This is a genomic window from Streptomyces sp. NPDC001373 (assembly GCF_042895815.1).
GTDB lineage: Bacteria > Actinomycetota > Actinomycetes > Streptomycetales > Streptomycetaceae > Streptomyces.
The window spans coordinates 58,661-83,409 of the sequence record NZ_JBIAWQ010000003.1 but is presented as its reverse complement, the minus strand read 5'-3'; the positions used below and the strand labels follow the sequence as shown (position 1 = coordinate 83,409).

Annotated in this window: 21 protein-coding genes; 9 read left to right on the top strand and 12 right to left on the bottom strand. The window is 73.4% G+C overall.

Annotated features, from left to right (window positions below):
• Positions 1-81 precede the first annotated feature (81 nt).
• The 4 genes from ACFY15_RS08585 to ACFY15_RS08570 all read right to left on the bottom strand — a co-directional run bounded on the left by ACFY15_RS08585 (position 82) and on the right by ACFY15_RS08570 (position 4,353).
• Positions 82-738 (bottom strand): hypothetical protein, encoded by a 657-nt coding sequence (locus ACFY15_RS08585; protein ID WP_390687013.1) that lies wholly within the window; start codon positions 736-738, stop codon positions 82-84.
• A 218-nt stretch (positions 739-956) separates the two neighbouring features.
• On the bottom strand, positions 957-1,697 hold the full coding sequence (locus ACFY15_RS08580) for a succinate dehydrogenase/fumarate reductase iron-sulfur subunit (protein ID WP_390687012.1): 741 nt from the start codon (positions 1,695-1,697) through the stop codon (positions 957-959).
• Entirely contained in the window at positions 1,694-3,646 is a 1,953-nt protein-coding gene (locus ACFY15_RS08575; protein ID WP_390825235.1) for a fumarate reductase/succinate dehydrogenase flavoprotein subunit, read from the bottom strand. Before ACFY15_RS08575 ends, ACFY15_RS08580 begins: the two co-directional genes overlap by 4 nt.
• A 2-nt stretch (positions 3,647-3,648) precedes the next feature.
• Positions 3,649-4,353, bottom strand: coding sequence for a succinate dehydrogenase (locus ACFY15_RS08570; RefSeq protein ID WP_390687010.1), 705 nt, complete (start codon positions 4,351-4,353; stop codon positions 3,649-3,651).
• Positions 4,354-4,529: 176 nt separating this feature from the next.
• Here ACFY15_RS08570 and ACFY15_RS08565 point away from each other — a divergent pair, with 176 nt between their 5' ends.
• Entirely contained in the window at positions 4,530-5,408 is an 879-nt protein-coding gene (locus ACFY15_RS08565; RefSeq protein WP_390687009.1) for a LysR family transcriptional regulator, read from the top strand.
• Positions 5,409-5,829: 421 nt separating this feature from the next.
• Here ACFY15_RS08565 and ACFY15_RS08560 read toward each other — a convergent pair whose 3' ends face one another.
• Both ACFY15_RS08560 and ACFY15_RS08555 read right to left on the bottom strand, forming a co-directional pair.
• Positions 5,830-7,329, bottom strand: coding sequence for an AMP-binding protein (locus ACFY15_RS08560; RefSeq protein WP_390825234.1), 1,500 nt, complete (start codon positions 7,327-7,329; stop codon positions 5,830-5,832).
• Positions 7,330-7,405: 76 nt separating this feature from the next.
• The gene (locus tag ACFY15_RS08555) at positions 7,406-8,056 is read right to left on the bottom strand and encodes a TetR/AcrR family transcriptional regulator (protein ID WP_390825233.1); all 651 of its coding nucleotides are present in this window, start codon (positions 8,054-8,056) and stop codon (positions 7,406-7,408) included.
• Positions 8,057-8,173: 117 nt separating this feature from the next.
• On the opposite strand from ACFY15_RS08555, the gene ACFY15_RS08550 reads away from it, so the two are divergent.
• Complete coding sequence (locus tag ACFY15_RS08550) at positions 8,174-9,268, top strand: FAD-dependent monooxygenase (RefSeq protein WP_390825232.1); 1,095 nt, start codon at positions 8,174-8,176, stop codon at positions 9,266-9,268.
• 205 nt (positions 9,269-9,473) lie between these two features.
• On the opposite strand, the gene ACFY15_RS08545 is transcribed toward ACFY15_RS08550, so the two are convergent.
• Entirely contained in the window at positions 9,474-11,639 is a 2,166-nt protein-coding gene (locus tag ACFY15_RS08545) for a putative bifunctional diguanylate cyclase/phosphodiesterase (protein WP_390687062.1), read from the bottom strand.
• A 131-nt stretch (positions 11,640-11,770) separates the two neighbouring features.
• Positions 11,771-12,601 (bottom strand): SAM-dependent methyltransferase, encoded by an 831-nt coding sequence (locus tag ACFY15_RS08540; protein ID WP_390825231.1) that lies wholly within the window; start codon positions 12,599-12,601, stop codon positions 11,771-11,773.
• A gap of 324 nt (positions 12,602-12,925) precedes the next feature.
• Between ACFY15_RS08540 and ACFY15_RS08535 the strand changes: the two genes are divergently transcribed.
• The 3 genes from ACFY15_RS08535 to ACFY15_RS08525 all read left to right on the top strand — a co-directional run bounded on the left by ACFY15_RS08535 (position 12,926) and on the right by ACFY15_RS08525 (position 15,410).
• Positions 12,926-13,597: a hypothetical protein gene (locus ACFY15_RS08535; protein ID WP_390825230.1), complete on the top strand. Its 672-nt coding sequence runs from the start codon at positions 12,926-12,928 to the stop codon at positions 13,595-13,597.
• Positions 13,598-13,681: 84 nt separating this feature from the next.
• Positions 13,682-14,452 (top strand): hypothetical protein, encoded by a 771-nt coding sequence (locus ACFY15_RS08530; RefSeq protein ID WP_390687003.1) that lies wholly within the window; start codon positions 13,682-13,684, stop codon positions 14,450-14,452.
• A 202-nt stretch (positions 14,453-14,654) separates the two neighbouring features.
• Entirely contained in the window at positions 14,655-15,410 is a 756-nt protein-coding gene (locus tag ACFY15_RS08525) for a hypothetical protein (protein WP_390825229.1), read from the top strand.
• Between the two features lie 65 nt (positions 15,411-15,475).
• On the opposite strand, the gene ACFY15_RS08520 is transcribed toward ACFY15_RS08525, so the two are convergent.
• Positions 15,476-15,976 (bottom strand): hypothetical protein, encoded by a 501-nt coding sequence (locus ACFY15_RS08520; RefSeq protein WP_390687001.1) that lies wholly within the window; start codon positions 15,974-15,976, stop codon positions 15,476-15,478.
• Positions 15,977-16,329: 353 nt separating this feature from the next.
• Here ACFY15_RS08520 and ACFY15_RS08515 point away from each other — a divergent pair, with 353 nt between their 5' ends.
• Entirely contained in the window at positions 16,330-16,995 is a 666-nt protein-coding gene (locus tag ACFY15_RS08515) for a class F sortase (protein ID WP_390687000.1), read from the top strand.
• Between the two features lie 88 nt (positions 16,996-17,083).
• Here the strand turns inward: ACFY15_RS08515 and ACFY15_RS08510 are convergent, their stop codons facing one another.
• Positions 17,084-17,986: a polysaccharide deacetylase family protein gene (locus ACFY15_RS08510; protein ID WP_390825228.1), complete on the bottom strand. Its 903-nt coding sequence runs from the start codon at positions 17,984-17,986 to the stop codon at positions 17,084-17,086.
• 99 nt (positions 17,987-18,085) lie between these two features.
• Positions 18,086-21,400, bottom strand: coding sequence for a bifunctional lysylphosphatidylglycerol synthetase/lysine--tRNA ligase LysX (lysX, locus tag ACFY15_RS08505; protein ID WP_390825227.1), 3,315 nt, complete (start codon positions 21,398-21,400; stop codon positions 18,086-18,088).
• 60 nt (positions 21,401-21,460) lie between these two features.
• On the opposite strand from lysX, the gene ACFY15_RS08500 reads away from it, so the two are divergent.
• Positions 21,461-21,922, top strand: a complete 462-nt coding sequence (locus tag ACFY15_RS08500) for a universal stress protein (RefSeq protein ID WP_390686997.1) — start codon at positions 21,461-21,463, stop codon at positions 21,920-21,922.
• 27 nt (positions 21,923-21,949) lie between these two features.
• Here ACFY15_RS08500 and ACFY15_RS08495 read toward each other — a convergent pair whose 3' ends face one another.
• On the bottom strand, positions 21,950-23,158 hold the full coding sequence (locus ACFY15_RS08495; protein WP_390825226.1) for a CapA family protein: 1,209 nt from the start codon (positions 23,156-23,158) through the stop codon (positions 21,950-21,952).
• A 330-nt stretch (positions 23,159-23,488) separates the two neighbouring features.
• Here ACFY15_RS08495 and ACFY15_RS08490 point away from each other — a divergent pair, with 330 nt between their 5' ends.
• Together ACFY15_RS08490 and ACFY15_RS08485 are read left to right on the top strand one after the other, a co-directional pair.
• Positions 23,489-24,022 carry a sigma-70 family RNA polymerase sigma factor gene (locus ACFY15_RS08490; RefSeq protein WP_390686995.1) on the top strand — a complete coding sequence of 178 codons (534 nt, stop codon included), beginning with the start codon at positions 23,489-23,491 and terminating at the stop codon, positions 24,020-24,022.
• Positions 24,023-24,276: 254 nt separating this feature from the next.
• The gene (locus ACFY15_RS08485; RefSeq protein ID WP_390825374.1) at positions 24,277-24,741 is read left to right on the top strand and encodes a hypothetical protein; all 465 of its coding nucleotides are present in this window, start codon (positions 24,277-24,279) and stop codon (positions 24,739-24,741) included.
• The last annotated feature ends 8 nt before the right edge of the window (positions 24,742-24,749 follow it).

Below are 24,749 nucleotides of genomic sequence, written 5' to 3'. Positions count from 1 at the left end.
TGGCCCTCCGCCCTGCGATGACCGCACCGGATGCCGCGAACCGGCAAACCCTTCCTTTCCTGTCAGAGCACTGTCAGAGCACTAGACGTCACCGGGCAGGAGGCGCTGCGGGAGTTCACGGAAGGCCCAGCTGCCGCGGCTGCGGGTGAGGGTCCAGACGAGGTCGCTGCGGTCGGGCCAGGCCGCGGGGAGGCCCGGGGTCCGGTGGGCACCGAGGGCCCGGGCCAGGCGGGGGATCCCGGCGGGCTCCCAGCACAGGAGCACGGGCGCCGGCGCGGCCAGGGCGGCCCGGGCCAGGTCGGCCTCGCCTCCGAGCGCGAACCGGTCCTGTACGGGGATCCGCAGGGCGGTGGCCAGGGGGGCGAGGGTCTGCCGGCACCGGTCGGGGGCGGACTGCGGTCCCCCGGTCGCGAACAGCGCGGCGGGACGGGGCAGCGGGGCGCCGTGTCCCGGGCCGAAGAGCCGGTGCAGCTCCTCGGCGCGACGGCGGCCCCGCCCGGCGAGGAAGCCGGGGTCCTCGTTGCCCTCGTCGTCCTCGCCGGTGGCTCCGGCGAAGGGCTTCTCCGCGTGCGGGATCACCATGACGAGGGCGTCCTTGGCGGGCTGCGGCTGCGGTCCCGGCGTGGGTGCGGGGTGCTCCCGCTCGGCACACCCGGCCACCGCCAGCGGCGCCAGGGCCGCCAGGGCGGCGAGCACGGTGCGGCGGTGCGGTGCGGGGCCGGCGGGGGCTGCTGGCATGGGCCCACTCTGCCCCGCCGGGCGGACCCGCCGGGCGTACGGCGCGGCACGCCGCCCGTACGTGCGCCCGGTCGGCGGAGCGGGTCGGCCGATCGGGCGCACGCGGGGACGGGAAAGGTCACCGCTTGCGGGGCCGGGTCACCGCTTGCGGGGCCGGGTCACCGCTTGCGGGGCCGGGTCACCGCTTGCCGGGCGGGGTCACCGCTTGCCGGGCCGGGTCACCGCTTGCGGAGCGCGCGCAGCCATTCCCTGTTCATCGCGGCGATCGACGGCAGCGGGATGCCCTTCGGGCAGGCGGTGGCGCATTCGCCGGTCAGGGTACAGCCGCCGAAGCCCTCGTCGTCCATCTGCGCCACCATGTCCAGCACCCGGGTCTCGCGCTCGGGCGCGCCCTGCGGGAGCACGTTCAGGTGGTTGACCTTGGCGGAGGTGAACAGCATCGCGGAGCCGTTGGGACAGGCCGCCACGCACGCGCCGCAGCCTATGCACTCGGCGTGCTCGAAGGCCGAGTCGGCGGCGGGCTTGGGCACCGCGGTGGCGTGCGCCTCGGGCGCGGAGCCGGTCGGGGCGGTGATGTAGCCGCCGGCCTGGATGATGCGGTCGAAGGCGCTGCGGTCCACCACGAGGTCCTTGACCACGGGGAAGGCCGAGGCCCGCCAGGGTTCGACGTCGATGGTGTCGCCGTCGGCGAAGGACCGCATGTGGAGCTGGCAGGTGGTGGTGCGCTCGGGGCCGTGGGCGTCGCCGTTGATGACGAGGCTGCAGGCGCCGCAGATGCCCTCGCGGCAGTCGTGGTCGAAGGCGACGGGGTCCTCGCCGCGCAGGATGAGGTCCTCGTTGAGGGTGTCGAGCATCTCCAGGAAGGACATGTCCTTCGAGATGCCGTCGACCTCGTAGGAGGCCATGGCGCCGGGGGCGCCGGGGTTCCGCTGGCGCCAGACGCGCAGGGTGAGCTTCATGCGTAGCTCCGCTGGGTGGGGTGGACGTACTCGAAGACGAGGTCTTCCTTGTGCAGGACGGGTGCGGCGGCGGTGCCGCGGTACTCCCATGCGGCCGCGTAGGCGAACTCCTCGTCGCGACGGGCCGCTTCGCCGTCCGGGGTCTGGGACTCCTCGCGGAAGTGGCCGCCGCAGGACTCGGCGCGGTGGAGGGCGTCGAGGCACATCAGCTCGGCGAGTTCGAGGTAGTCGACGATGCGGTTGGCCTTCTCCAGCGACTGGTTGAACTCCTCGCCGCTGCCGGGGACCTTGATGCGCCGCCAGAACTCCTCGCGGATCTCCGGGAGGCGGGCGAGCGCCTTGCGCAGGCCCTCCTCGGTGCGGGACATGCCGCAGTACTCCCACATGAGTTCGCCGATCTCGCGGTGGAAGGAGTCGGGGGTGCGGTCCCCGTCGACGGCCAGCAGCCTGGCGAGGCAGTCGCGGGTCTCACGGACGGCGGCGGCGGCCTCGGGGTGGCCGTCGTCGACCTCCTCCCGGTGCGGGTGGCGGGCGAGGTAGTCGCTGATGGTCGAGGGGAGGACGAAGTAGCCGTCGCCGAGTCCCTGCATCAGGGCGGAGGCGCCGAGGCGGTTGGCTCCGTGGTCGGAGAAGTTGGCCTCGCCGATCGCGAACAGGCCGGGGACGGTGGTCTGGAGGTCGTAGTCGACCCACAGTCCGCCCATCGTGTAGTGGACGGCCGGGTAGATCCTCATGGGGACCTCGTACGGGTCCTCCGCCGTGATCCGCTCGTACATCTCGAAGAGGTTGCCGTACTTCTCGGCGACCTTGTCCCGGCCCATGCGGCGGATGGCGTCGGCGAAGTCGAGGTAGACGCCCTGGCCGCCGGGGCCGACGCCGCGGCCCTCGTCGCAGACGTTCTTGGCGGCGCGGGAGGCGATGTCGCGGGGGACGAGGTTGCCGAAGGAGGGGTAGATCCGCTCCAGGTAGTAGTCGCGCTCGTCCTCGGGGATCTCGGCGGCGGGGCGGGTGTCGCCCTTGGCCTTGGGCACCCAGATGCGGCCGTCGTTGCGCAGGGACTCGCTCATCAGGGTGAGCTTGGACTGGTGGTCGCCGGTACGCGGGATGCAGGTGGGGTGGATCTGGGTGAAGCAGGGGTTGGCGAAGTAGGCGCCGCGCCGGTGCGCCCGCCAGACGGCGGTCGCGTTGGAGTTCATGGCGTTGGTGGAGAGGTAGAAGACGTTGCCGTAGCCGCCGCTGGCCAGGACCACGGCATCGGCGTAATGGGTGTCGATGCGGCCGGTGACCAGGTCGCGGGCGACGATGCCGCGGGCGACCCCGTCGATGGTGATCAGGTCGAGCATCTCGGTGCGGGCGTGCAGTTCGACGTTGCCCGCCGCCATCTGGCGGGACAGCGCCTGGTAGGCGCCGAGGAGCAGTTGCTGGCCGGTCTGGCCGCGGGCGTAGAAGGTGCGGGAGACCTGGACGCCGCCGAAGGAGCGGGTGTCGAGGAGGCCGCCGTACTCGCGGGCGAAGGGGACGCCCTGGGCCACGCACTGGTCGATGATCTCGACGGAGATCTGGGCGAGGCGGTGGACGTTGGACTCGCGGGCGCGGAAGTCGCCGCCCTTGACGGTGTCGTAGAAGAGGCGGTGTACGGAGTCCCCGTCGTTGCGGTAGTTCTTGGCGGCGTTGATGCCGCCCTGGGCGGCGATGGAATGGGCGCGGCGCGGGGAGTCGCTGTAGCAGAACTGGACCACGTGGTAGCCCTGCTCGGCGAGGGTCGCGCCGGCGGCACCGCCCGCCAGGCCGGTGCCGACGACGATCACGGTGTGCTTGCGGCGGTTGGCCGGGTTGACCAGCTTGGCCTCGAAGCGGCGGCGGTCCCAGCGTTCGGCGATGGGGCCGGCGGGGGCCTTGGTGTCGGCGACGGGGTCGCCGGTGGTGTAGGCGGCGTACTCGGTGCTCATGGTCAGCTCACCACTCCGGTCATGACGGCGACGGGGACGGACACGAAGCCCGCGAAGAGGACGAGGGCCAGGGCATCGGCCAGGAACTTCAGGGCCCGCTCGCGCCGGGCGCTGCCCGCGCCGAGGGTCTGGGCGGCGCTCCAGAAGCCGTGGCGGACGTGGAGGCCGAGGGCGGCCATGGCCACGATGTAGATCGTGTTGCCGTACCAGGTGGAGAAGGTCGCGAGGACGTTCTCGTAGGGGTGGCCGGCCCAGGCGCGCTCGTTGACGGTGAGCGTGGTGAGGTCGAGGAGGTGCCAGACGATGAAGAGGGCGAGGATGACGCCGCCCCAGCGCATGGTGCGGGTGGCGTAGCTCGCGCGGCGCCGCTTGTGGGCGTACTTGACCGGGCGGGCCTTGAGGTCGCGGCGGCTGAGCTGGTAGGCGCAGACGGCGTGCGCGACGACGGCGGCAACCAGGACCACGCGGACGAGCCACAGGGCCCACTCGTAGTGGAGGAACGGTTCGCCGAGGGTGCGCAGGGCGTGGGCGTAGCCGTTGAACTCGCCGGATCCGAAGAAGATCTTGAGGTTGCCGAACATGTGCGCGACGAGGTAGCCGAGCATGATCAGGCCGGAGACGGCCATCACGGACTTCTTGCCGACGGTGGAGTCCCAGAGCGTGCGCGGGGTGGACGGCTGTCGATCCGTCCGCGTTGCCAGAGCCATGACGTAGACCGTAGGGACGAAGGTCCCGAAAGGTCCAAGACATGGTGGAGCTGATCGCGATAGGCAATACCTATGGAAGGCGACCGGGCGCCGGGGCGCGGCGTCGCCGCCCTCCCCGTCACGTCGCCGCCCGGCGGGGCGGAGGGTCGTACGGCGACAGGCCCTAGCCTTGCGACATGCAGTTCCAGCAGCTGGTGTACTTCGTCGCCGTCGCCGAGACCCGGCATTTCACCCGTGCCGCCGAGCGGGAGCACGTGGCCCAGCCCTCGCTGTCGCAGCAGATCAAAGCGCTCGAACGGGAGCTGGGCGCCGAGCTGTTCAACCGGGCGCGGGGGAACATCGCGCTGACCGACGCGGGCGAGGCGTTGCTGCCCCTGGCCAGGCGGATCCTGGCGGACGCGGACACGGCGCGGCTGGAGGTGCAGGAGTTGCTCCAGCTGCGGCGCGGCCGGGTGCGGCTGGGGGCCACTCCCAGCGTGTGCACGGGGCTGCTGCCGGAGGTGCTGCGCGCCTTCCACACGGCGCATCCGGGCATCGAGCTGCTGATCGAGGAGGGCGGCTCGCTGGACCTGGTACGGGAACTCGCGCGCGGGGTCCTGGACCTGGCACTGATCGTGCTGCCGCTGCCGCCGTCGGCACCCCCGCTGACCACGGTGGAGCTGCTGACGGAGGACCTGGTCGTCGTCTCGTCCCGCGATCTGCCGCCGCCGGGCGGCGGCGGGGAGCTGACCGTCGCCGACCTGCGCGAGGAGCCCCTGGTCATGTTCCGGCACGGCTACGACCTGCGGGACCTGACGGTCGGGGCCTGCCGGGCCGCGGGGTTCGAGCCGGTGTTCACCGTGGAGGGCGGCGAGATGGACGCCGTCCTCGGCTTCGTACGGGCGGGGCTGGGCGTCGCGGTGGTCCCGGCGATGGTCGTGGAACACGGCGGCCCGGGCCTGCGCGCCACCCCCCTCGCGGGCTCCCCCCTCCGCCGCACCATCGCCCTGGCCCACCGCACGGACGTCGCGCCACCCCGCGCGGCCCGCGAACTGAAACGCATCCTGACCGGCTGACCCGACCGGGGCACCGGCCGGACGACCCCGAGCCCCGGCACCCCGGTCCCGTGACGGGGGCGGGTCCACCCGGCACCCAGGGGCCGGGCGCTCGGCGAGGCCCGGGGCGCCGTCCGGCCGGGTGGCAGCGACACCCGGACGGGCCCGGGCCCGGAGCCCGGACATGGCCAGGGACCGGATCTGGACACCAGCCTGAACTCGGTGAAGCCCAAGGTGCCGGGCGCCGTCGACCGGGCGGCCGTTGGTGAGGCAGGCAGCCGAAACCGGACGCCCGGGCCACGTGCGGGCCCGGAGTCCGGGCACGGACCGGGATTGGGTTCGGGCATCGGCCGCGACCCGGGCGAGGCACGGGGTGCCGGGGCACTGTCCCGCCGTGTGGCGGCACGGAACACGCTCCCGCCTTTTCGGGACCCGGACCGGGTCAGCGGTTGGCGGCGGGTGCGGCCGCCGCGCGGGTGCGCAGGCGGCGTTTGTCGGGCTTGCCGCGGTCCGTGAGGGGGATGTCCACCTCCCAGAAGACCGCCGTCGGACGGTGTGCCGGGGCGAGCTCGCGTTCCACCAGGTCGCACGCTTCGGCGGCCGCCCCGTCGCTCGGGGTGTGACCGGCGGCCGGTACGAGGAAGGCGCAGACCTCCTCGCCGGTCGGCGCACCGGGCCGGCCCACCACGACGGCCTGGGCGACGGCCGGGTGCCGGGCGAGCGCCGCCTCCACCGGCAGGCTGTAGATGTTGACCCCGTCGACGATCACCACGTCCTTGCTCCGGTCGTCCAGGTACAGGTACCCGCCGCCGTCGACATGGCCGAGGTCCCCGGTGCGCAGCCATCCGTCCCGCAGCACCTCGGCGGTCAGCTCCGGCTGGTTCCAGTAGCCGGTCATCATCGCCGCCGACCGCACCCACAGCTCGCCCGTACGCCCCACGGGCAGCACCGCGTCCCGCTCGTCGCACACCTGGACCTCCACCCCCGCGGCCGGGCGCCCCACGGAGGCCAGCAGCCCGGGCCGGCCGGCCACCGCCTCGTCGTGGTCGGCCGGGGTGAGGCGGGAGATCACGGAGGCCTCGTTCGTCCCGTAGCCCTGCCGCCAGCGCCCGCCCCAGCGGGTCACCGCCTCGCACAGCCGCTCGGGAAGGATCGGCGAGGCGCCGTACGAGACCGCCTCCAGCCCCGGAATGCCCCCGGCGGTCGCGGGGTCGTCCAGCAGCCGGTACACCATCGGGGCCGTCAGGTACGTGGACACCCGCCCGAGCCGCAGGCAGGCCGCCGCGAACTCCTCCGGTGCGAAGGGGTCGAGGATCTCCACCCTGCCGCCGGCCCGCAGCTGCTCCAGGCACCGCCCGCCGGCCCGCTGGGCGAGGCTGGTGACCGAGAGGTGCACCGTCTCGGTCCAGGCGGCCCCGCGCCGGCCGTCCCGCGCGGCCATCGCCCCGAACGTGGACGCCACCCCCTTGGGCCGGCCGGTGGTCCCGCCGGTGTACGTCACCCGGGCCACGTCCTCCTCCCGGGCCCGCACCGGGACTTCGGCCGGCTCCCGCGCGGCCGCCCTCGCCATCAGCTCGTCCAGGTCCAGCAGCGGCACCCCCGTCGCCGGTACCGGAACGTCGTGCACCACCAGGACCGGCAGGCAGTCCCGCAGGATGAACTCCAGGCCGTGCACCGCCGGACCGGTCACCACCTGTGTCAGCCGGACCCCCAGCAGATGCGCGGCGATCCGCACCAGCAGCGCCTCCGGCCGGTTGCCGCCCGTCACGCAGGCCAGCCCCGCCCCTCGCCCGACCCCCGCCTCCGTAAGCGCCCCGGCCAGCCGGTGGACGGCGTCGAGCACCCCGGAGAACCGCAGGACCCGGGGTCCGGCCCCGATCGCAGGCAGCTCCCCGTACCGCTCCAACGCCCCGACCAGCTCGGTCACATACCGCGCGGCCATCCGCACACCGCCTTTCCGGCCCACTGCCCCGGCGGGCTCCCACCGGGCATCATGTCGGACCCGGCGGCCCGACCGCTCAGGCCCGGGATATCAGGGGGCCCAGGGTCCGGTCGAGACCGTCGGCCAGCATGCCGAAGGCCCGGTCGGCGTCGGCGACGGCCGCCGGGTAGGCCTCGTCCGCCGTGCTGCCCGCCTCGATGCGGCGCCAGTTCTCCCGGCCCAGCCCCTGACGGACCGCCACCAGGTGGGTCGCGGCGAGGCGGGCGGACAGCGGCTCGACCCGCTCCCCCTCGAGGACGGCTGCGAGCAGTTCCACCTCGCGGGCCGTGTAGTGGGCGATCCGGCCCTCCAGGCTCGCGGTGGAGTACAGCAGACTCTGGAAGGCGAGCACGTTCGGACGGTCGCAGAGCCCTGTGATGGGGTCGCGCTCCGCGAGGGCGGCCAGGAAGTGGTCGTGGAGTGCGCCCACCGGGCTCCGGCCCGCCGGCCGCTCGCGCACGATCCGCGCCGCCTCGTCCTGGTGGTCGGCGAAGCGGTCGAGGACCAGATCCTCCTTGCTCGGGAAGTACCGGAAGAGGGTGGGCTTGGAGACCTCGGCCGCCGCGGCCACATCGGCCACGGACACGGCGTCGAAGCCCCGTTCCAGGAAGAGTTCCAGCGCCGTGGCCGCCAGCTGGCGACGCGTACGCAGTTTCTTGCTCTCGCGCAGACCCGTCGTGTTCTCCATGGCACCACCCTAGAACCAAATCACAACCAAGTCAATTTCTTAACCGGGTTGCATTTTCCTCCGGGGCGCGCTTTCCTTGGTTCAGCGATGACGAGACGACGAGAGAGGACCCCTCCGATGACCGACACGACGACCGGCGCGACGACCGACGTCCTGATCGTGGGCTCCGGCCCCACCGGACTGACCCTGGCCTTTGATCTGGCCCTACGCGGCGCCTCCGTCCGGGTCCTCGACGGGCGTTCCGGCCCGCACCGCGAGTCCCGGGGCAAGGGGCTCACCCCGGACAGCCTGGAAGTCCTCGACCGGCTCGGGGTCGCGGACCGGCTGTCCGCCACCGGCTCCCGGGGCGTGGTCCTGCGCAAGTACTTCGACGGCGCCCACGTCAACGACACCCCGGTCGACGGGAGCGGTCTGCTGATCGGCCAGTGGCAGGTCGAGGAGATCCTCCGGGAGCGGCTCGCCGGCCTCGGTGTCCGCGTCGAGTACGGGGCCCGGGTATCCGGGCTCGCCCAGGACCCGGCGGGGGTCACCGCACGCCTGGCCGACGGCGGTTCGGTCCGTGCCGGTTACGCCGCCGGGTGCGACGGCGGTCACAGCACCACCCGCGAGCTCCTCGGCATCCCCTTCGAGGGGTACACCGAGGAGAAGCCGACGATGGTCGTCGGGGACGTGCGGGCCCCCGGCCTCAGCCGCGCGTACTGGCACCAGTGGTTCACCACCGGGGGCGGCGGGATCATGCTCTGCCCGATGCCCGGGACGGACTCCTTCCAGCTCCAGGCCTCCCCGGAGACGGGTGAGGACGGAGAACCCCTGCCGCCCACCCGGGACGGCTTCCAGCGGCTCTTCGACCGGCACGCCGGGATGGCCGGCATACGGCTGACGGAGGCCACCTGGCTCTCCAGCTGGCGGGTCAACGTCCGCCGGGCCGCCCGGATGCGCGAGGGGCGGGTCCTCCTCGCCGGGGACGCAGCCCATGTCCACCCCATCGCCGGGGGACTGGGCATGAACACCGGCATCCAGGACGCGGCGTCCCTGGCCCGCAGCCTGGCCGCCGTCCTCACGGACCCGGCGGCGGCCGATGCCCTCGACGCATACGAGGCCGAACGCCTCCCGGCGGCCGAGCGGCTGCTGTCCGACACCTCCGAACGCCACCGGCGGGTCCTTGCCGCGGTCCGCGAGCCCGGCCGGGGAACGGAGGCCGGGATGAGCTGACGCCGCCTGCTCGGCAATCCCGCCCGCGCGGCACCCGCCGGCACGGCACGCTCGCCCGCACGGCGAACCCGCCCGGCACGGCCGTCGCGCCACGGCGGCCGACCCGGGCCGGGACTGGCGCTCCGGGCCTGCCGCTCGGGGTCCGGCGCTCCAGGCCGGGTGGGGTGGGCCGGGGCAGACGGCCCGGGCCCGCGGCCCGCCTACCTCACCGTGTGGGGACCGCGTCGCAGAGCGAGAGGGTGTGGATGCGGTCCGGGGAGCCCGGGCGGGCGTAGTACCAGCCCTGGGCCGTGTCGCAGCCGAGGGCGCGGAGCTGGGCCGCCTGGGCTCCGGTCTCCACCCCTTCGACCGTCACCGCGAGCTCCAGGCTGTGGGCCAGGGCGACGATCCCCTCCACGATCTTGACGTCGACCGGGTCGGCCGGCTCCTGCTGCATGCCCTGGGTGAAGGAGCGGTCCAGCTTCAGGACGCTGACCGGCAGCCTGCGCAGGTTGGCCAGGTTCGAGTAGCCGGTGCCGAAGTCGTCGAGGGCGATGTCCACGCCGAGCGCGGCGAGCCGGCGCAGTGGTTCGAGGAGTTCGTCGTCGGCGCCGATCAGGGCCGATTCGGTGACCTCCAGGCACAGTGCGCCGGGAGCCAGGCCGGAGGACTCCAGGACGCGCAGGGTGTCGGCGACCAGCCCGGGGTGGGTCAGCTGAGTGGGCGAGAGGTTCACGTTGACGCGCAGGGGCGCACCCCCGTGCTGGCGCTGCCAGTTGCGGGCCTGGCGGACGGACTCCTCCAGGACCCAGCGGCCGAGGGGAACGATCAGGCCGGTCCGCTCGGCCAGCGGGATGAAGCGGTCCGGGCCGAGCACCCCGTACTGGGGGTGCGACCAGCGCACCAGCGCCTCCGCGCCGCGCACGCTGCCGTCGTGCAGGTGCACCAGGGGCTGGTACTCGATGAAGAACTCGCCGCGTTCCAGAGCCGCCGGCAGGGCGTTGGTCAGGCCGTGGCGGGTGATGGCCCGGGCGTCGGCCTCGGCGTCGGCGAACTCGAAGCGGTTGCCTCCGGCCGCCTTGGCCCGGTACATGGTGATGTCGGCGCTGCGCAGTACCTCCGCCGGGGTGCGCTCGCCCGAGGCGCCCTCGACGATGCCGATGCTGCCGCGCACGGACAGTTCCCGGCCCTCCAGCCGGATGGGCGTGGACAGCGCGGTGAGGATGCGGACGGCGAGGGCGGTGACCTTCTCCTCGGTCTGGGCTCCGGGGCCGGTGGTGAGGGCCACGAACTCGTCGCCGCCCAGCCGGGCGACGACCTCGCCCGGCCCGGTGGCGCAGCTCTGCAGGCGGTCGGCGACCTCCACGAGCAGCCGGTCGCCCGCGGAGTGGCCGAGGCTGTCGTTGACGGTCTTGAACCCGTCGAGGTCGAGATAGCACAGGCCGAAGCGGCTGCCGGGGGCGGCGTTCAGGGCCTTCTCCAGCCGTTCGAAGAACAGCGTGCGGTTGGGCAGCCCGGTCAGCGCGTCGTGCGTGGCCTCGTAGCGCAGGCGCAGGTTCAGCAGCCGGCGTTCGGTGGTGTCCTCCATCAGGGCCAGCTGGTACTGCGGGGCGCCGTCGGCGTCGCGCAGCAGGGACACCGTCAGGTTGGTCCAGAGCACGGTGCCGTCGTGCCGGTAGTAGGGCTTCTCCACGCGGTAGTGCTCGCGTTCACCGCGTACGAGTTCCCCGTACATCTTCCACACGTGCGGGGTGTCGTCGGGGTGGCCCCACTCGCTGACGTTCCGGCTGCGGACGTGTCCTTCCAGGCCGCCGAACATCTTGAGCAGGGTGTCGTTGACCTCCAGGATGTTGCCGTCGAGGTCGGCGATGCCGATGCCGACGGCCGCGCCCTCGAAGACGGCCCTGAAGCGTTCCTCGCTGGCGTGCAGGGCCTGCTGGGCGTCGATGCGGGCGGTCAGGGCGGAGCGGGCGATGGCCTCCTGCTCCCTGAGGGTCCGCTCGCGCAGCGCGCGGGCGAATCCGGCGGCGATGCCGTGCTGGAGGCGGGCGCAGCGGGAGCGGTACTCCTCGGTGCTCTCACTGCCGTCGGCGACCGTGCCGTCCGGGCCGCAGTACAGGACGAGGTAGGACTCGACGACGCCGAGGGTGCCAGCCAGGGCCTCGGGGTCGGTGCAGTGGACGGCGACGAGTTCGGCGCCCACGGCCTGGGCGACGCCGGCGTCGAAGGGGCGGGCGTGCAGGGCGTCGGTGAGGGTCCGGGCGAGCGGGACGAGGTGCTGTTCGAACTCGGGGCGGGTCAGGGAGGTGGCCGTGACCGGGAAGATGGCCCTCCCCCAGATGGTCGCGAAGCGCGCGATCCGGTCCTCGAGTCCGATGAGCGGCTCGCGCAGCTGCGCCCGGCCGGCGTGCGGGAGGGGCGCTTCGGCGCCGGCCGCGGGCGCCTGCGCGGACGCGGACCCGGCACCCCCCGCCGGGTGGTCCTGGCCGGGGGTCGCGGGCGGGGGCGTCGGAGCGGGGAGTCTCACGCCTTGCGTCCCACGCCGCCGAAGCCCGAGAAGGCATACGGGTCCTCGGGGGTCTCGCCCTCCGCGAGCTGCCCGGTGCGCTCGGGGCGCCAGTCGGGCATGGAGACGAGCCCCGGCTCCAGCAGCACGAAGCCGTCGAAGAAGCCGGCGATCTCCTCGTGGCCGCGCATGACCAGCGGGTTGCGGATGTCGCGGTAGACGCCGACGGTCCCCGCGGCGACCTCCTCTCTGAGCGGGATGCCCTCGTAGGAGGCGTGGGTGAGGATCAGCATGCTGCCCGGGGCCAGGGCGTCGCGCAGCTCCGCCACGGCGGCGTACGGCTCGTCGGTGTCCTCCAGGAAGTGCAGGACGGCGACCAGCATCAGGGCGACGGGCCGCTCCAGGTCCAGCAGCCGGCGGACCTCGGTGGCGGCCAGGATGTCCTGGGGCTTGCGCAGATCGGCGGCGACCACGCCGGTGCGGTCGTCGCCGGCCAGGACGGCCCGGCTGTGCGCGACGGCGACCGGGTCGTGGTCGACGTAGACGACGCGTGCCTCGGGGGTGGCGGCGCGGGCGATCTCGTGGACGTTGCCGAAGGTGGGGATGCCGGAGCCGATGTCGAGGAACTGGGTGATGCCCTCGGCGACGGCGTGGCGGACGGTGCGGCGCATGAAGGCCCGGTTGGCCTGCATGATCTTGGGGAGGCCCGGCATGAATTCCATGGCCCGGCGGGCGGCCTGCCGGTCGACCTCGAAATTGTGGGAGCCGCCCAGGTAGTAATCGTAGATACGGGACACGCTCGGCACCGATATGTCGATGCCTGGCGGGGCCCAGGCGGGGCGTTCCATCGGGGTCTCCAAGCCGTTGTCGTGTCGTGTTCGTACCTGGTCCGCCCGGGGGTCGGACTCCTGTCCGAGCCGAATGTACTGATCATTGCCCAACAGGGCGAGCAAAAGCGGAAATTGCCGGTCCGTTCTTGGTCACACACCAAAGGTGACCAGGGGCCGCCACCAGCACCGCGGAAACCGACAAGTGCCTTTGGGGAATTGACCAACGTTCAATCACAAGCGATCAGATTCTGTCTCAAACCTCACCTGTCCAAGATCCGCCCGTTCGGGCGAACCGTTCCCGGGTCCCACGTACGCGGGCGCGCGCGACCCCATGCTCGCCGGGTGAACAGAGCCTTAGCCAGACGCCTGCTGGCGGTCCCGGTCCTGCTGTGGGCGACCCTGTCGACCACTCCGGCCGTGGCCGATAGCTGCGCCTACGCGACCATCGCCGCCGGGGACGGATCGGTCTCCGTCGAGGTGTACGCGTACGCAGGCAGCGGCGGGAGCGCGGTCTCCGTGGGTGGCGGACATCACGACGGCCGGCCCGGGAAGGGCCGCGGCCACGACAAGGGACGCGGCCACGGGCACGAGCACCACTGCCCGCCGCCCCCTCCCCCGCCGTGTCCCCCGAAGCCCACCCCCACGCCCACCCCGACCCCCACACCGACCCCGCCCAAGCCGACCCCGCCGCCCAGGCCCACCCCGACGCCGCCCCCTCCCCCGCCACCGGCCCCGGAGCCGCCGGAGCCCGCGCCGCCCGCACCCCGGCCGCCCACGCCGCAGCCTCCCGCGCCCCGCGTCCAGGCGGCGCCCGCGCCTCCCCCGCCACGGCCCGCGCCCCCTCCGCCGCCCTCCCCCGCGCCGAAACCGCCCGCGCCGAAGGCCAAGGTGCCCCGGCCCGCGTACCACACCGCCTCGCGCAAACCGCTCGAACACCACATCTCACCGGTCACGTTCACCCTCATGACCGCCGCGCCCGCCGTGCTCGCGATCGTCGCGCTGCGCCCGCGCTAGTCCGCGCCCACCGCCCACCGCCCACCGCGCGGCGGTCCGCCGGTGCCCTCCGATCGCCACCCGCCCCACCGATTGGGAGTCGTCTTGTCGGAATGGCTCGTCCTGTCACTCGCGATGGCCGCGGCCTGTGCCGTGGTGCTGTCCATCGCCTTCTTCAACCACCGCAGGATCACCGAGGACGACGATCCGGACGAGACCCCGGACGTCATCGAGTACATGACGATGATGATCGGGGTGATCTACGCGATCGTCCTGGGCCTCGCGATCGCGGGCGTCTGGGAGGGCCGCGGGGCCGCCCAGGAGTACGTGCGCCAGGAGTCCCAGGCCCTGCACGAGATCAGCGTCCGCTCCGAGGTCTACCCGGCCGAGGTGCGCAAGAGGATCCGCTCCGACGTCGACGCGTACGTGACCTACGTGGTCGACACGGAATGGGCGCACATGTCCCAGCAGAACGAGCTCACCGACCGGAGCGCGGAGCTGCTGGAGAAGATCCGCCGCGACGTGACCGACTACGAGCCGCAGACCGACCACGAGGGACAGGCCTACCAGCCCCTGGTCGACCAGGTCGCGCTGGTGGACGACGCCCGCAACGCGCGGGGGGAGAGCGCCGGGGCCACCATGCCCGGGGTGGTGTGGTTCGGGCTGATCGCCGGGGCCCTGGTGACCGTCGGAATGATCTTCACCCTGCAGATCCGCCGCTCCTTCCGCGAGCTGCTGCTCGCCGGCCTGTTCAGTGCGCTGATCGCCTTCCTGCTGTTCCTGATCTGGGACTTCGACGCGCCCTTCGGACGAGGGGTCGCGGCCACCGCCGAGCCCTTCCTCTCCCAGTTCCCGCATCTCGGCCTGAAGAGCTGAGCGGACGGGGCACGGCCGGGCCGCCCGCCAAACCGCGGGAGGGAGTCCCGTCCCCGGTTCGGCCTACGGCCGTGCCCCATTCGCCCGTCCCTGATCGCGGGTCACCGGGCCGGGACCTAGCGTGGCGGACATCGAGGCGCACGACCCCACACGTGCGGAAACGCTGCGCGACTGCGCCTCGGAGATCCGGAGGAACGCGACCATGGGTGCGATACGCAGCTCCGCCACCACCCTGCTGAGCGCCGGCGCCGCGGGCCTCGCCCTCGCCCTCGGCGCCTTCGGCGCGCCCGTCGCCCTCGCAGCCGAGGCGGCGCCCGTCACCTCCTTCGCCTTCGCCGTCACCCCCTCGACGGTCGCACCGGGCGGCACGGTCACCCTCTCCGTCAGCAACTGCGCCGCCGCCTTCGCCACCGCCTCGTCCGGGGTCTTCGACACCGTGACCATCGAGCGGGGCAAGACCGTCGAGGTCCGGGTCGACCGCGACGCCCGGCCGGGAGCCCTCTACTCGGTCACCTTCACCTGCAACGGGGAGAACGGCTCCGCCGACCTCACCATCTCCGGCGGGACGACGATGCCCAGCACCAGCTCCACCTCCGGACCCCGGCGCACACCCTCCCCGACCGCCACGACCGGTACGGGCCTGAGGCCGCCGCCCTTCACCACGCCGCCGACGCGCACCACCGTGCCCGCGCGCACCACACCGCCGACCCGCACCACACAGCCCGTCCAGACCACACAGCCCGTCCGCACCACCCAGCCCGCCCGGACCACACCGCCGGCCCGCGCGACCACCGCCCCCCGCGCGACCACCGCCACGCTCGGCGTCCGCGGCGGGCTCGGCGGCAGCATCGCCGGGGCCGACCCGCTCGAACTCGCCGTGGGCGCCTCCCTCTTCGCCGCCGCCGTGGGCGGCACGGCGTACGCCCTGCGCCGGCGCCGCGCGACCCGCGGCCACTGACCCCGCCCGGGCCCCCGCGGACGCGGCCGGGCCCGGGAGGCGACGCCGTGCACCACCGGAGCGCGTCAGCTGCGGGCGGCGGCCGGACGGCGGCGGCGCACCACGTGCACGCCCGCGCCGAGCGCCGCGGCACCGACCAGGCCCGCTCCGATGGCCGTCTCGGCGGTGGACGGGCCGAAGGAGCCGCCGAGGCCGCCCTGGGCTCCGTTGCCCGGCAGGATCGTGAAGCGGTGCGTGGCGACGAGGCTGTTGTCGTGGCACTTGACCGACAGGGTGTGGTGGCCGGGAGAGGCGTGGTTGAAGATCCGGACGGTCGCGAAGCCGATGGAGCCGGCCGACAGGTTGGTCTGCGGAAAGTTGCCGTGGGACCAGACCGTGCCGCCGTGGCCGCAGCCGGCCGCGCTGACCTGCATCGAGGCGCCCTGGTGGACGGAGTACGGGTTGACCGTGACGTTGCTCGGCCCGTTGCCGCCGCCGTTCGGGTTGTTCGCGGTGGCGAACGGGGCACTGAGCCCGAGCGCGGCACAGGCGGCCGCGGTCACGGTGAGAGCGCGGAAAGCACGCATGGTGGAACCTCCAGCGGGAGAGCGCCCCGGAGCGGTGGCCCGGGCAGATCGACGAGAACGCCTCCCATCACGAACCCTCCCGGCGGCGCGCAGCCAGCGCATTTCCGCCCTTGGGCCGCCCGGTTGAGCGACACGCCGAAGCAGGTCGGGCGCATCTGACGGATCCGCAGGTCACGAGCCGTCAGGCATTTATGTGATGATTACCTGGATGGCCGCACCCCGTCCGGCGGCACCACCCGTTCGCCCCTCCCCGATCGCCGTCCCGCCCTTCCGCCCTTAGCGTGCGGGAAGAAGGGCGTACAGGGGAGGGACTGGAACGCGGGTCGGGACCCCCGCGTCGGGAAGGGAGAGCCATGCTCGAGGACGAGACCGAGCAGCGGCCGAGGAGACGCTCCCCTTGGGGCGTGCTCGCACTGGCACTGCTCAGCGGCCTCGCCATGATGCGGAACGGGGCGAACGTGGAGGACGGACCGCCGCAGCCCACCGCCGCCGCGGCCGTGGCCGCACGGGCCGACCGGCAACCGGCCGACGCGCCCACGCCGCCCGCGGACATGGAGGTGCTGGACCACTCGTCGGTCCAGCGCATCCGGATTCCGACGATCAACGTGGACGCGCCGGTGATGACGGTCGGCCTGGACGCGCAGGGCTGGATCGACGCCCCGCCGCCGCAGGACCGCAACCTGGCGGGCTGGTACCTCAACGGCATCTCGCCGGGCCAGCAGGGGTCGGCGGTGATCGTGGGCCACGTGGACAACGCGCAGGGCCCGGCGGTCTTCTACGGCCTGGGCTCGCTCAAGCCGGGCAACCACATCGAGGTGGAGCGCTACGACGGCCGGACGGCCGTCTTCGAGGTGTACGGGGTGGAGGTGTTCGCGAAGGACGCCTTCCCCGGAGCGCGGGTCTACGGGGACACCGGGCACCCGGAGCTGCGGGTGATCACCTGCGGTGGCGGCTACTCGAAGGCCAAGGGCTACGACGGCAACGTGGTCGTCTTCGCGCGGATGGTGGAGGCCCGCTGAACAAACGTTTCGCCGGTTCCGTCCGGCGGCCGCCGCCCCCGCGCGGCGGCCCGCCGGCGGCCCCCGGCCCGCGCACGGGCCCGCGGCCTCAGCGCGGTGGCAGCACCGGGAGGGTCATCCGGTAGCCGCGGGCCAGCAGCTGGGGCAGGTACGTCTCCAGCGCCCGGACGCTCTGCGACCGGTTGCCGCCGGCGTCGTGGTTCAGCACGATCACGTTCGGGGCGGCCCCGTCCAGGACCCGGGAGACGATGCTGGTGGTACCCGGCTCCGTCCAGTCGAGGCTGTCCACCGTCCAGGCCAGCGGCTCCATCCCCAGGTCGGCCCCGATCTCGAACGCGGCCCGGTTCCACGCCCCGTAGGGGGCCCGGAACCACTGCGGGGGCTGCCCCACGGCCTGCTCGACGACCTCGCTCGTACGCCCGATCTCCTGCTCCAGCGCGGACCGGCCGAGCTTGGGGATGAGCGGGTGCGTCCAGGTGTGGTTGCCGATGACGTGCCCCTCGGCGGCCATCCGGCGCAGGAGGTCGCGGTTGTCGGTGGCCATCTCCCCGCAGACGAAGAACATCGCGCGGACCCCGTACCGGGCGAGGGTGTCCAGGATCGACGGGGTGTAGCGCGGGTCGGGGCCGTCGTCGAAGGTGAGCACCATGGCCCTGGCACCGGCGGCCGCTCCCTGGGGCAGCTCCAGGATGGGCCGGGTGCGGACGGCGGGCTTCACGGCGGGCGGCTTCGCAGGGGCCTCGGCCGTCATCGGCTTCAGCCGGTAGGACGCGTCGGGCAGCCCCTCCGGGCGCAGGCCCGGCGCTCCGGCGGCCCCGGTGCCCGGTCCGCCGGCCGGCGCGGGGGCGCCGGGGGCGGGTGAACCGGGCGGACCGGCCGGTGAGCCGTCCTCGCCCCTGCCGAGCAGACCGGAGGAGGCGGCGGCGATTCCGAGGAAGACGGCGGTGCGCAGGAGCACGCGCCGCCCTACTGTCGGCTCGTCATTTGTCATTATTACTACGTATCAACGACATCGCCGAAGATGTCGAGAGGCGCGGACGCGCCCCGTTCCCCTCACCCGCTCGGACCAGCCGCCCGCCGGGCGGCCCGGTCAGCCCTGGCGCACCAGCGGGAACGGCAGCGTCTCGCGGATCGTCAGACCCGTGAGGAACATGACCAGCCGGTCGACCCCGATGCCCAGCCCGCCGGTGGGCGGCATGGCGTACTCCAGGGCGTCGAGGAAGTCGTTGTCGAGTTCCATCGCCTCCGGGTCGCCGCCCGCCGCCAGCAGGGACTGGGCGGTGAGCCGCCGGCGCTGCTCCACGGGGTCGGTGAGCTCGGAGTAGGCGGTGCCCAGTTCGGTGCCGAAGGCCACGAGGTCCCAGCGCTCGGCGAGCCGGGGGTCCCTGCGGTGCTGCCGGGTGAGCGGGGAGACGTCGGTCGGGAAGTCCTTGTAGAAGGTGGGGAGTTTCGTCCGCTCCTCCACGAGGCGCTCGTACATCTCCAGGACCACGTCGCCCCGGGTGTCCTCCGGTCCGTGCGGGACGCCGGCCCGGTCGCACAGGACGCGCAGCCGGTACTCCTCGGTGTCGGCGTCGACCTCCTCGCCGAGGGCCTCGCTGATGGCCCCGTACATGGTCTTGACCGGCCAGGGACCGGAGATGTCGTGGACGACGAGCTTGCCGTCGGGGCCCGCCTTGTGGGCGACGGGCGAGCCGAAGGCGGCGGTGGCGGCGCCCTGGATCAGCTCGCGGGTGAGATCGAGCATCACGTCGTAGTCGGCGAAGGCTTGGTAGGCCTCCAGCATCGTGAACTCGGGGTTGTGCTTGTAGGAGACGCCCTCGTTGCGGAAGGTGCGGCCCATCTCGAAGACCTTCTCCATGCCGCCGACGCACAGCCGCTTGAGGTAGAGCTCGGGCGCGATGCGCAGGTAGAGGTCGAGGTCGTAGGCGTTGATGTGGGTCCGGAAGGGGCGGGCGTTGGCGCCGCCGTGGATCTGCTGGAGCATCGGGGTCTCGACCTCGAGGTAGCCGCGGTCCAGGAGTCCCTGGCGCAGCGCCTGCACGGCGCTGGAGCGGGCCCGTACGACGTCGCGCGCGTCGGGGCTGGCGACCAGGTCGAGGTAGCGGCGGCGGACCCGGGCCTCCGGGTCGGCCAGGCCCTTGCGCTTGTCCGGGAGGGGGCGCAGGCACTTGCCGGTGAGCTGCCAGGAGTCGACGAGGACGGACAGCTCTCCGCTGAGGCTGGCGGCGGCGGTCCCGGCGGCCACCACGTGGTCGCCGAAGTCGACCTGGGAGGTGAAGGAGTCCAGTACGCCCGGCCCGGATTCGTCTCGGGTGAACATCAGCTGGACGTCGCCGGTCCAGTCGCGCAGGACGGCGAAGACGGCTCCGCCGAGGTCGCGCACGACCATCACCCGGCCGGCGAGCACGACCGGTTCGCCCGTGCGGGCGCCGGAGGGGAGCGGGCCGGGGTGTTCGGCCTTGAGCCGGGCGGCGGTGTGGGAGCGCTGCCGGATCCCGACGGGGTAGGGGTCGGTGCCGGCCGCGCGGATCCGCTCCAGCTTGGCGTGGCGGACCCGGACCTGCTCGGGCAGGCGCTCGGCGGCCTCGCGCACCCCCTCCTGCACGAGGTCCAGGCCGAGGGAGTCGATGGAGGGCAGCCCGGCGGTGTCGGCGGGGGCGGTGAGGCCCCTGGGCTGGTGGCCCTTGCCCCACAGTTTGCGCAGGCTGGGCACGGAGACGAAGCCCTCGGCGATGCCGGAGGCGAGGCTGACCCGGGCGAGGGAGCCGGCGTCCTGGTAGCAGAGGAAGCGGGGGTACCACTCGGGTCCGTACTTGACGTTGGAGCGGTAGAGGGCCTCCAGCTGCCACCAGCGGGAGAAGAACAGCAGCAGCCTCCGCCAGAGCTTGAGCACCGGGCCGGCGCCGATCCGCCCGCCCTCCTCGAAGGCGGAGCGGAACACGGCGAAGTTGAGTGAGATCCGGCGTACGCCGAGGCCGGGGGCGGCCGCGCAGAGCTGGGCCACCATGAACTCCATGACCCCGTTGGGGGCGGCGCGGTCGCGGCGCATCAGGTCGAGGGAGATGCCGTCCTTGCCCCAGGGGACGAAGGAGAGCAGGGCGATCAGCTCGCCCTGGGCGTCGAAGGCCTCCACGAGCAGGCAGTCCCCGTCGGCGGGGTCGCCGAGCCGGTCCAGGGCCATGGAGAAGCCGCGTTCGGTCTCGGTGTCGCGCCAGTGGTCGGCCCGGTCGACGATCCTCTGCATCTCCTCGTCGGTCAGGGCCGAGTGGCGGCGGATCAGGGTGGTGGCGCCGGTGCGTCTGACCCGGTTGACGGCCTGCCGGGTGACGCGCATGTCGCGGCCGTCGAGGTCGAAGTGGGCGACGTGCAGGATGGCCTCGTCGCCGAGTTGGAGGGCGCTGAGCCCGGAGCGGGCGTAGGCGGTCGCGCCGTCCTCGGAGGCGCCCATGACGGCGGGCTGCCAGCCGTAGCGGCGGGCCACGGCGAGCCAGGCGTCGATGGCGGGGGTCCAGGCGCCGGGGTCGCCGACCGGGTCGCCGCTGGCGAGGCAGACGCCGGCCTCGACGCGGTAGGTGACTGCGGCCTTGCCGTTGGGGGCGAAGACGACGGCCTTGTCGCGCCGGGTGGCGAAGTAGCCGAGGGAGTCGGCGCGGCCGTAGGCGCCGAGCAGGGCGCGGATGCGGGGTTCCTCGTCCCCGTGGAGGGCGGCGGTCAGGCGCTGGGAGCGGAAGAGGGTGGCGGCGGCGTTCAGCAGGGCGAGGGCGCCGAAGAGGCCGAGGAGGAAATAGAGGAAGCGGGGCGGGCGGCCGTCGAACTGCCGGGCGGAGAAGAGCCCGCCGAAGACCTGTTTGGCGGCCCAGTCCAGCCATTGGCCCTCGGGCAGGGTGCCGGGGAACAGCGCCACGAGGGCCCAGCCGAGGAGGACGGCGGCGAGCAGCCCGAGGCCCAGGACGAGCAGGGCGCGCCAGACGGCGCCGGGGCGGGAGGCGGCGTAGAACTCCTTGCGGGCGGCGATGAGCACGATGAGGGCGGCGACGGCAAGGGCCATGGACAGGCCGCCGACCCAGAGGTCCCCGCCCGCGATGATCAGGACGTCGACGAGGATCAGCAGGGCCAGATAGGTGACGACGATCCACCAGGCGATCTTCTTGCGGATGCCGAGCGCGGCGGCGAGCAGGAAGAGGAAGACGGCGTACGCGAGGTTCTCGCTGACCGGTACGACGAAGTCGTCGAGGAAGTGCACCACGGGGCGCAGCAGTCCCCGCAGCACCGGGGAGAGTGCCAGCAGCGTGCACAGCAGGCCGAGCGTTCCGAAGAACGCCCCGAAGGCGTCCGGGACCCGGTTCAGGAACCTGCCGCGGACACCGCGGGCACCGCGGGTCTGCTCCAGCGTGGCACTCATGCCATGCACTGTAGGGAGGGCCGCGTCGCCGCGCGCGGCGAACGGGATAGCCTCGGCAGGGTGACGGAGCACGCGGGTACGGCATTCGAACGGGGCACGGACGGGCCGAAGGTCATCCTCGCGGGGGTGGACGGCTCGGAGTCCTCCCTGCGGGCGGCGGCCTACGCGGCGGGCCTGGCCCGGCGGCAGAACGCGCTGCTGGCGCTGGTGTACGTGCAGCCGGTGATGGCGGCCGGGGCCGCCCTGGGCGCGCCGGTGGCGGAGGCGACCGGGGAGGTGGCGGAGGAGATCGTGGCCGAGATCCGCGCCTCGGCGGAGCGGCTCCGGGGGGTCTTCGAGGTGCGGTGGGAGTTCCACACCTTCCGCGGCGACCCGTTCGCCGGGCTGGTGGACGCCGCGGACGAGCTGAAGGCGGACGCGGTGGTGGTCGGTGCCTCGGAGCGGGCCGGCCACCGCCTCGTCGGCTCGGTGGCGGTGCGGCTGGTGAAGGCGGGCCGCTGGCCGGTCACGGTGGTGCCCTGAGCCGCGCGCCCGTCCTCGCGGGCCGGGCTACCGGGCGCGCGTGAGGCCGTCCCTGGCGGCGTCACGGCTGAGGACGGCCTCGGTGACGGCGTCCTGGGCGCTCTCGTACTCGGCGTTGCCGGGGTCCTGGGCGAGGGCGGCGGGGAGGTTGACGATCCGGCCGGCGGAGAGGTCCATCATCTGCGGCACGAACTCGGCCTTAGCGACCTGCCAGCGCTGCCCGGGGGCGGCGGGCGGGGCGAAGGTGAAGCGGCCGACGGAGCCGTAGTTGCCGCGCATGTCGCGGGCGCCGGTGTGGTTGAACATCTCGCCGGCGACCTGGTCGCCCATGCCGTAGACGATCCAGGTCCCGTTGACCTTCTCGTAGGCCTGCGGGATGTGGGCGTGGGTGCCCAGGATCATGTCGATGTCGGGGCGGCCGGCGGTCTGCGAGGCGGTGAGGGCCCTGCCGAGCGAGAGCTGGGTCTCGTCGGGTTCGGTCTGCCACTCGGTGCCCCAGTGGAGGCTGACGAGGACCACGTCCGCGCCCGCCTTCCGGGCCGCCCGCGCATCGGCGACGATCTCGTCCTGGCGCATCAGGTCGACCGCCCACGGCTGACCGTCGGGCATCGGGTAGCCGTTGGTGTCGTAGGTGTAGGCGAGGTGGGCGACCTTGGCGGAGCCGGCCGTGTAGAGGGTGGTCCGGGCGGCCTCCGCGGCCGTGCGGGCGGAGCCGGCGTGGCCGAGGCCTACCTTGTCGAAGCGGTCGAGGGTGCGCTTGATGCCCTCGGCGCCGTCGTCCAGGGTGTGGTTGGAGGCGGTGGAGCAGCCGTCGTACCCGGCGTCCTTGAGGGCGTCGGCCACCGTGGGCGGGGAGACGAAGGCGGGGTAGCCGCTGAAGGGGCCGTCGTCGTCCCCATAGATGGTCTCCATGTGGCACAAGGCCAGGTCGGCCGCCGAGACGAGCGGTTTGACCGCGGAGAACATCGGCCGGAAGTCGTACCCCTCGCCGCCCGCGTCGGCCGCCGCCCGCTGGATGATCGAGGTGTGCGGGAGGACGTCGCCGCTGGCGACGAGGGTGAAGCCGCGGGCGGGGGTGGCGGGCGGGGCGGATCCGGCCGCCGCGGCGGGCGCGCCGGCGGCGCTGGAGCCGAGCCGGGCGGGGGCGGGGTGGCCGCTGCCGGAACAGCCGGCGGCCACGGCGGACAGCAGGGCGGCCGACAGCAGGGCCAGTCCCCTGCGGGTGCGCTTGGTCATCTGACCCGGCTCTCCTTGAGTGGATGATCGGATTATCTGCAATCCCTACGAATCCATAAGAGAGGCCGCCGCAAGTCAAGGAACGGCGCCGTCCGCCCGCCCCCGCCTCACTCCGGCGGCCCCGGCCGTTCGGCGCGCCGTTCAACCGTTCGTCGTCCGGCGCGGCCGCCCACCGGGTCACCCGGGTGCTTGGGCGCAACGCCGGCGCCGGACGGTTCCCGGGTGGCTCGGCGCAGGTGAGGGTGGGTGCAGACGGACCACGAAGACCCCGGCGGGCCCCTCCCCGAAGCCTCCGTCGCCCGCCCCGCGGATCCGGAAGGAGCCACTGACGTGCCGCCCTCCCCCACTCTCCAGCGCACGGAACCCGAGGCGCTCGCCGCACTTCAGCGGGAGCACGGGCGGGCCCTGTTCGGCTTCCTGCTCGGCCTCACCGCAGGGGACGCGCAGCGTGCCGAGGACCTCGTACAGGAGACCCTCGTCCGGGTCTGGCAGCACCCCGAGGTGCTGGCGACCGGGCACGAGTCCATGCGGCCCTGGCTGTTCACCGTGGCCCGGCGGCTGGCGATCGACGCCCGGCGGGCCCGGATGTCCCGGCCCCAGGAGGTCGAACCCGACGGCCTGGAGCAGGCGCCCGCGCCGGAGGACGCGGTGGCGGGATCGGTCACGGCGATCGACGTGCGCCGGGCGGTCGGCAGCCTGGGGCGGGAGCACCGCGACGTACTGATGCAGGTCTACTTCCAGGACCGCTCGGTGGCCGAGGCCGCGGCGGAGCTGGGCATTCCGGCCGGCACGGTCAAATCCCGCACGCACTACGCCCTGCGCGCCCTGCGCAAAGGGCTCCAGGGGTACGGGCTCGGAGCCTGAACCGGGGGCGGGAGACGGGGAACGTCCCGGCCTCTCTGGAGGAACACTCAAGGAACGCCCTCCATGCGCACGAACCGGACACAAACCACGCCGAAATCGGCATCAGTCCGTTCAAGTTGAGTAAACATCCCCCGCCCCGCGAGCCCGCCGGTGAAGGCTCGGGGATGACGGCGGCGGTCTCAACGCGCAGGAGAGGTGGAACGGTGCAGCCCGAGGGTTCGAACGGCACCAGTGACGGCGGACTGGCAGTGCCCATGGCCTGGCTCTACGCGGAGTACATCGCGGACGAACTGCTGCGCACGGGCCGGCTGATCCCGGTCAGCACCCTGGAGTTCCGTGCCGGGCGGGACACGCTCGCGCTGACGATCTACCTCTCGGACGCGGCCGGCGAGCTCTCCGGGATCCGCGTCGTCTCGCAGCTCGACGAATGGCTGTCCCTGACGGCGTACGGGCACCCCTGGCGCGACTGGGTCGAGACCCGGTTCCTCACCCTGGGCGAGGAGGCCCGCGAACGGGGCGGCGGCGAGGACCCCGACCTGGAGCTGGCCCGGGCGGCCTGGCGCTGGCTGGACCACACCGAGCTGTTCGCCACCCACCTCGACCCGGACCACCCCGGCCAGTCCGGCCCCCCGCCCGATCTGGACGAGAACGCCCGCGTCTGGACCCCCGCCTGGCAACTGGGCCTCCCGCTGGGCCACCTGGCGATGCACCTGTTCTGACGCCCCGC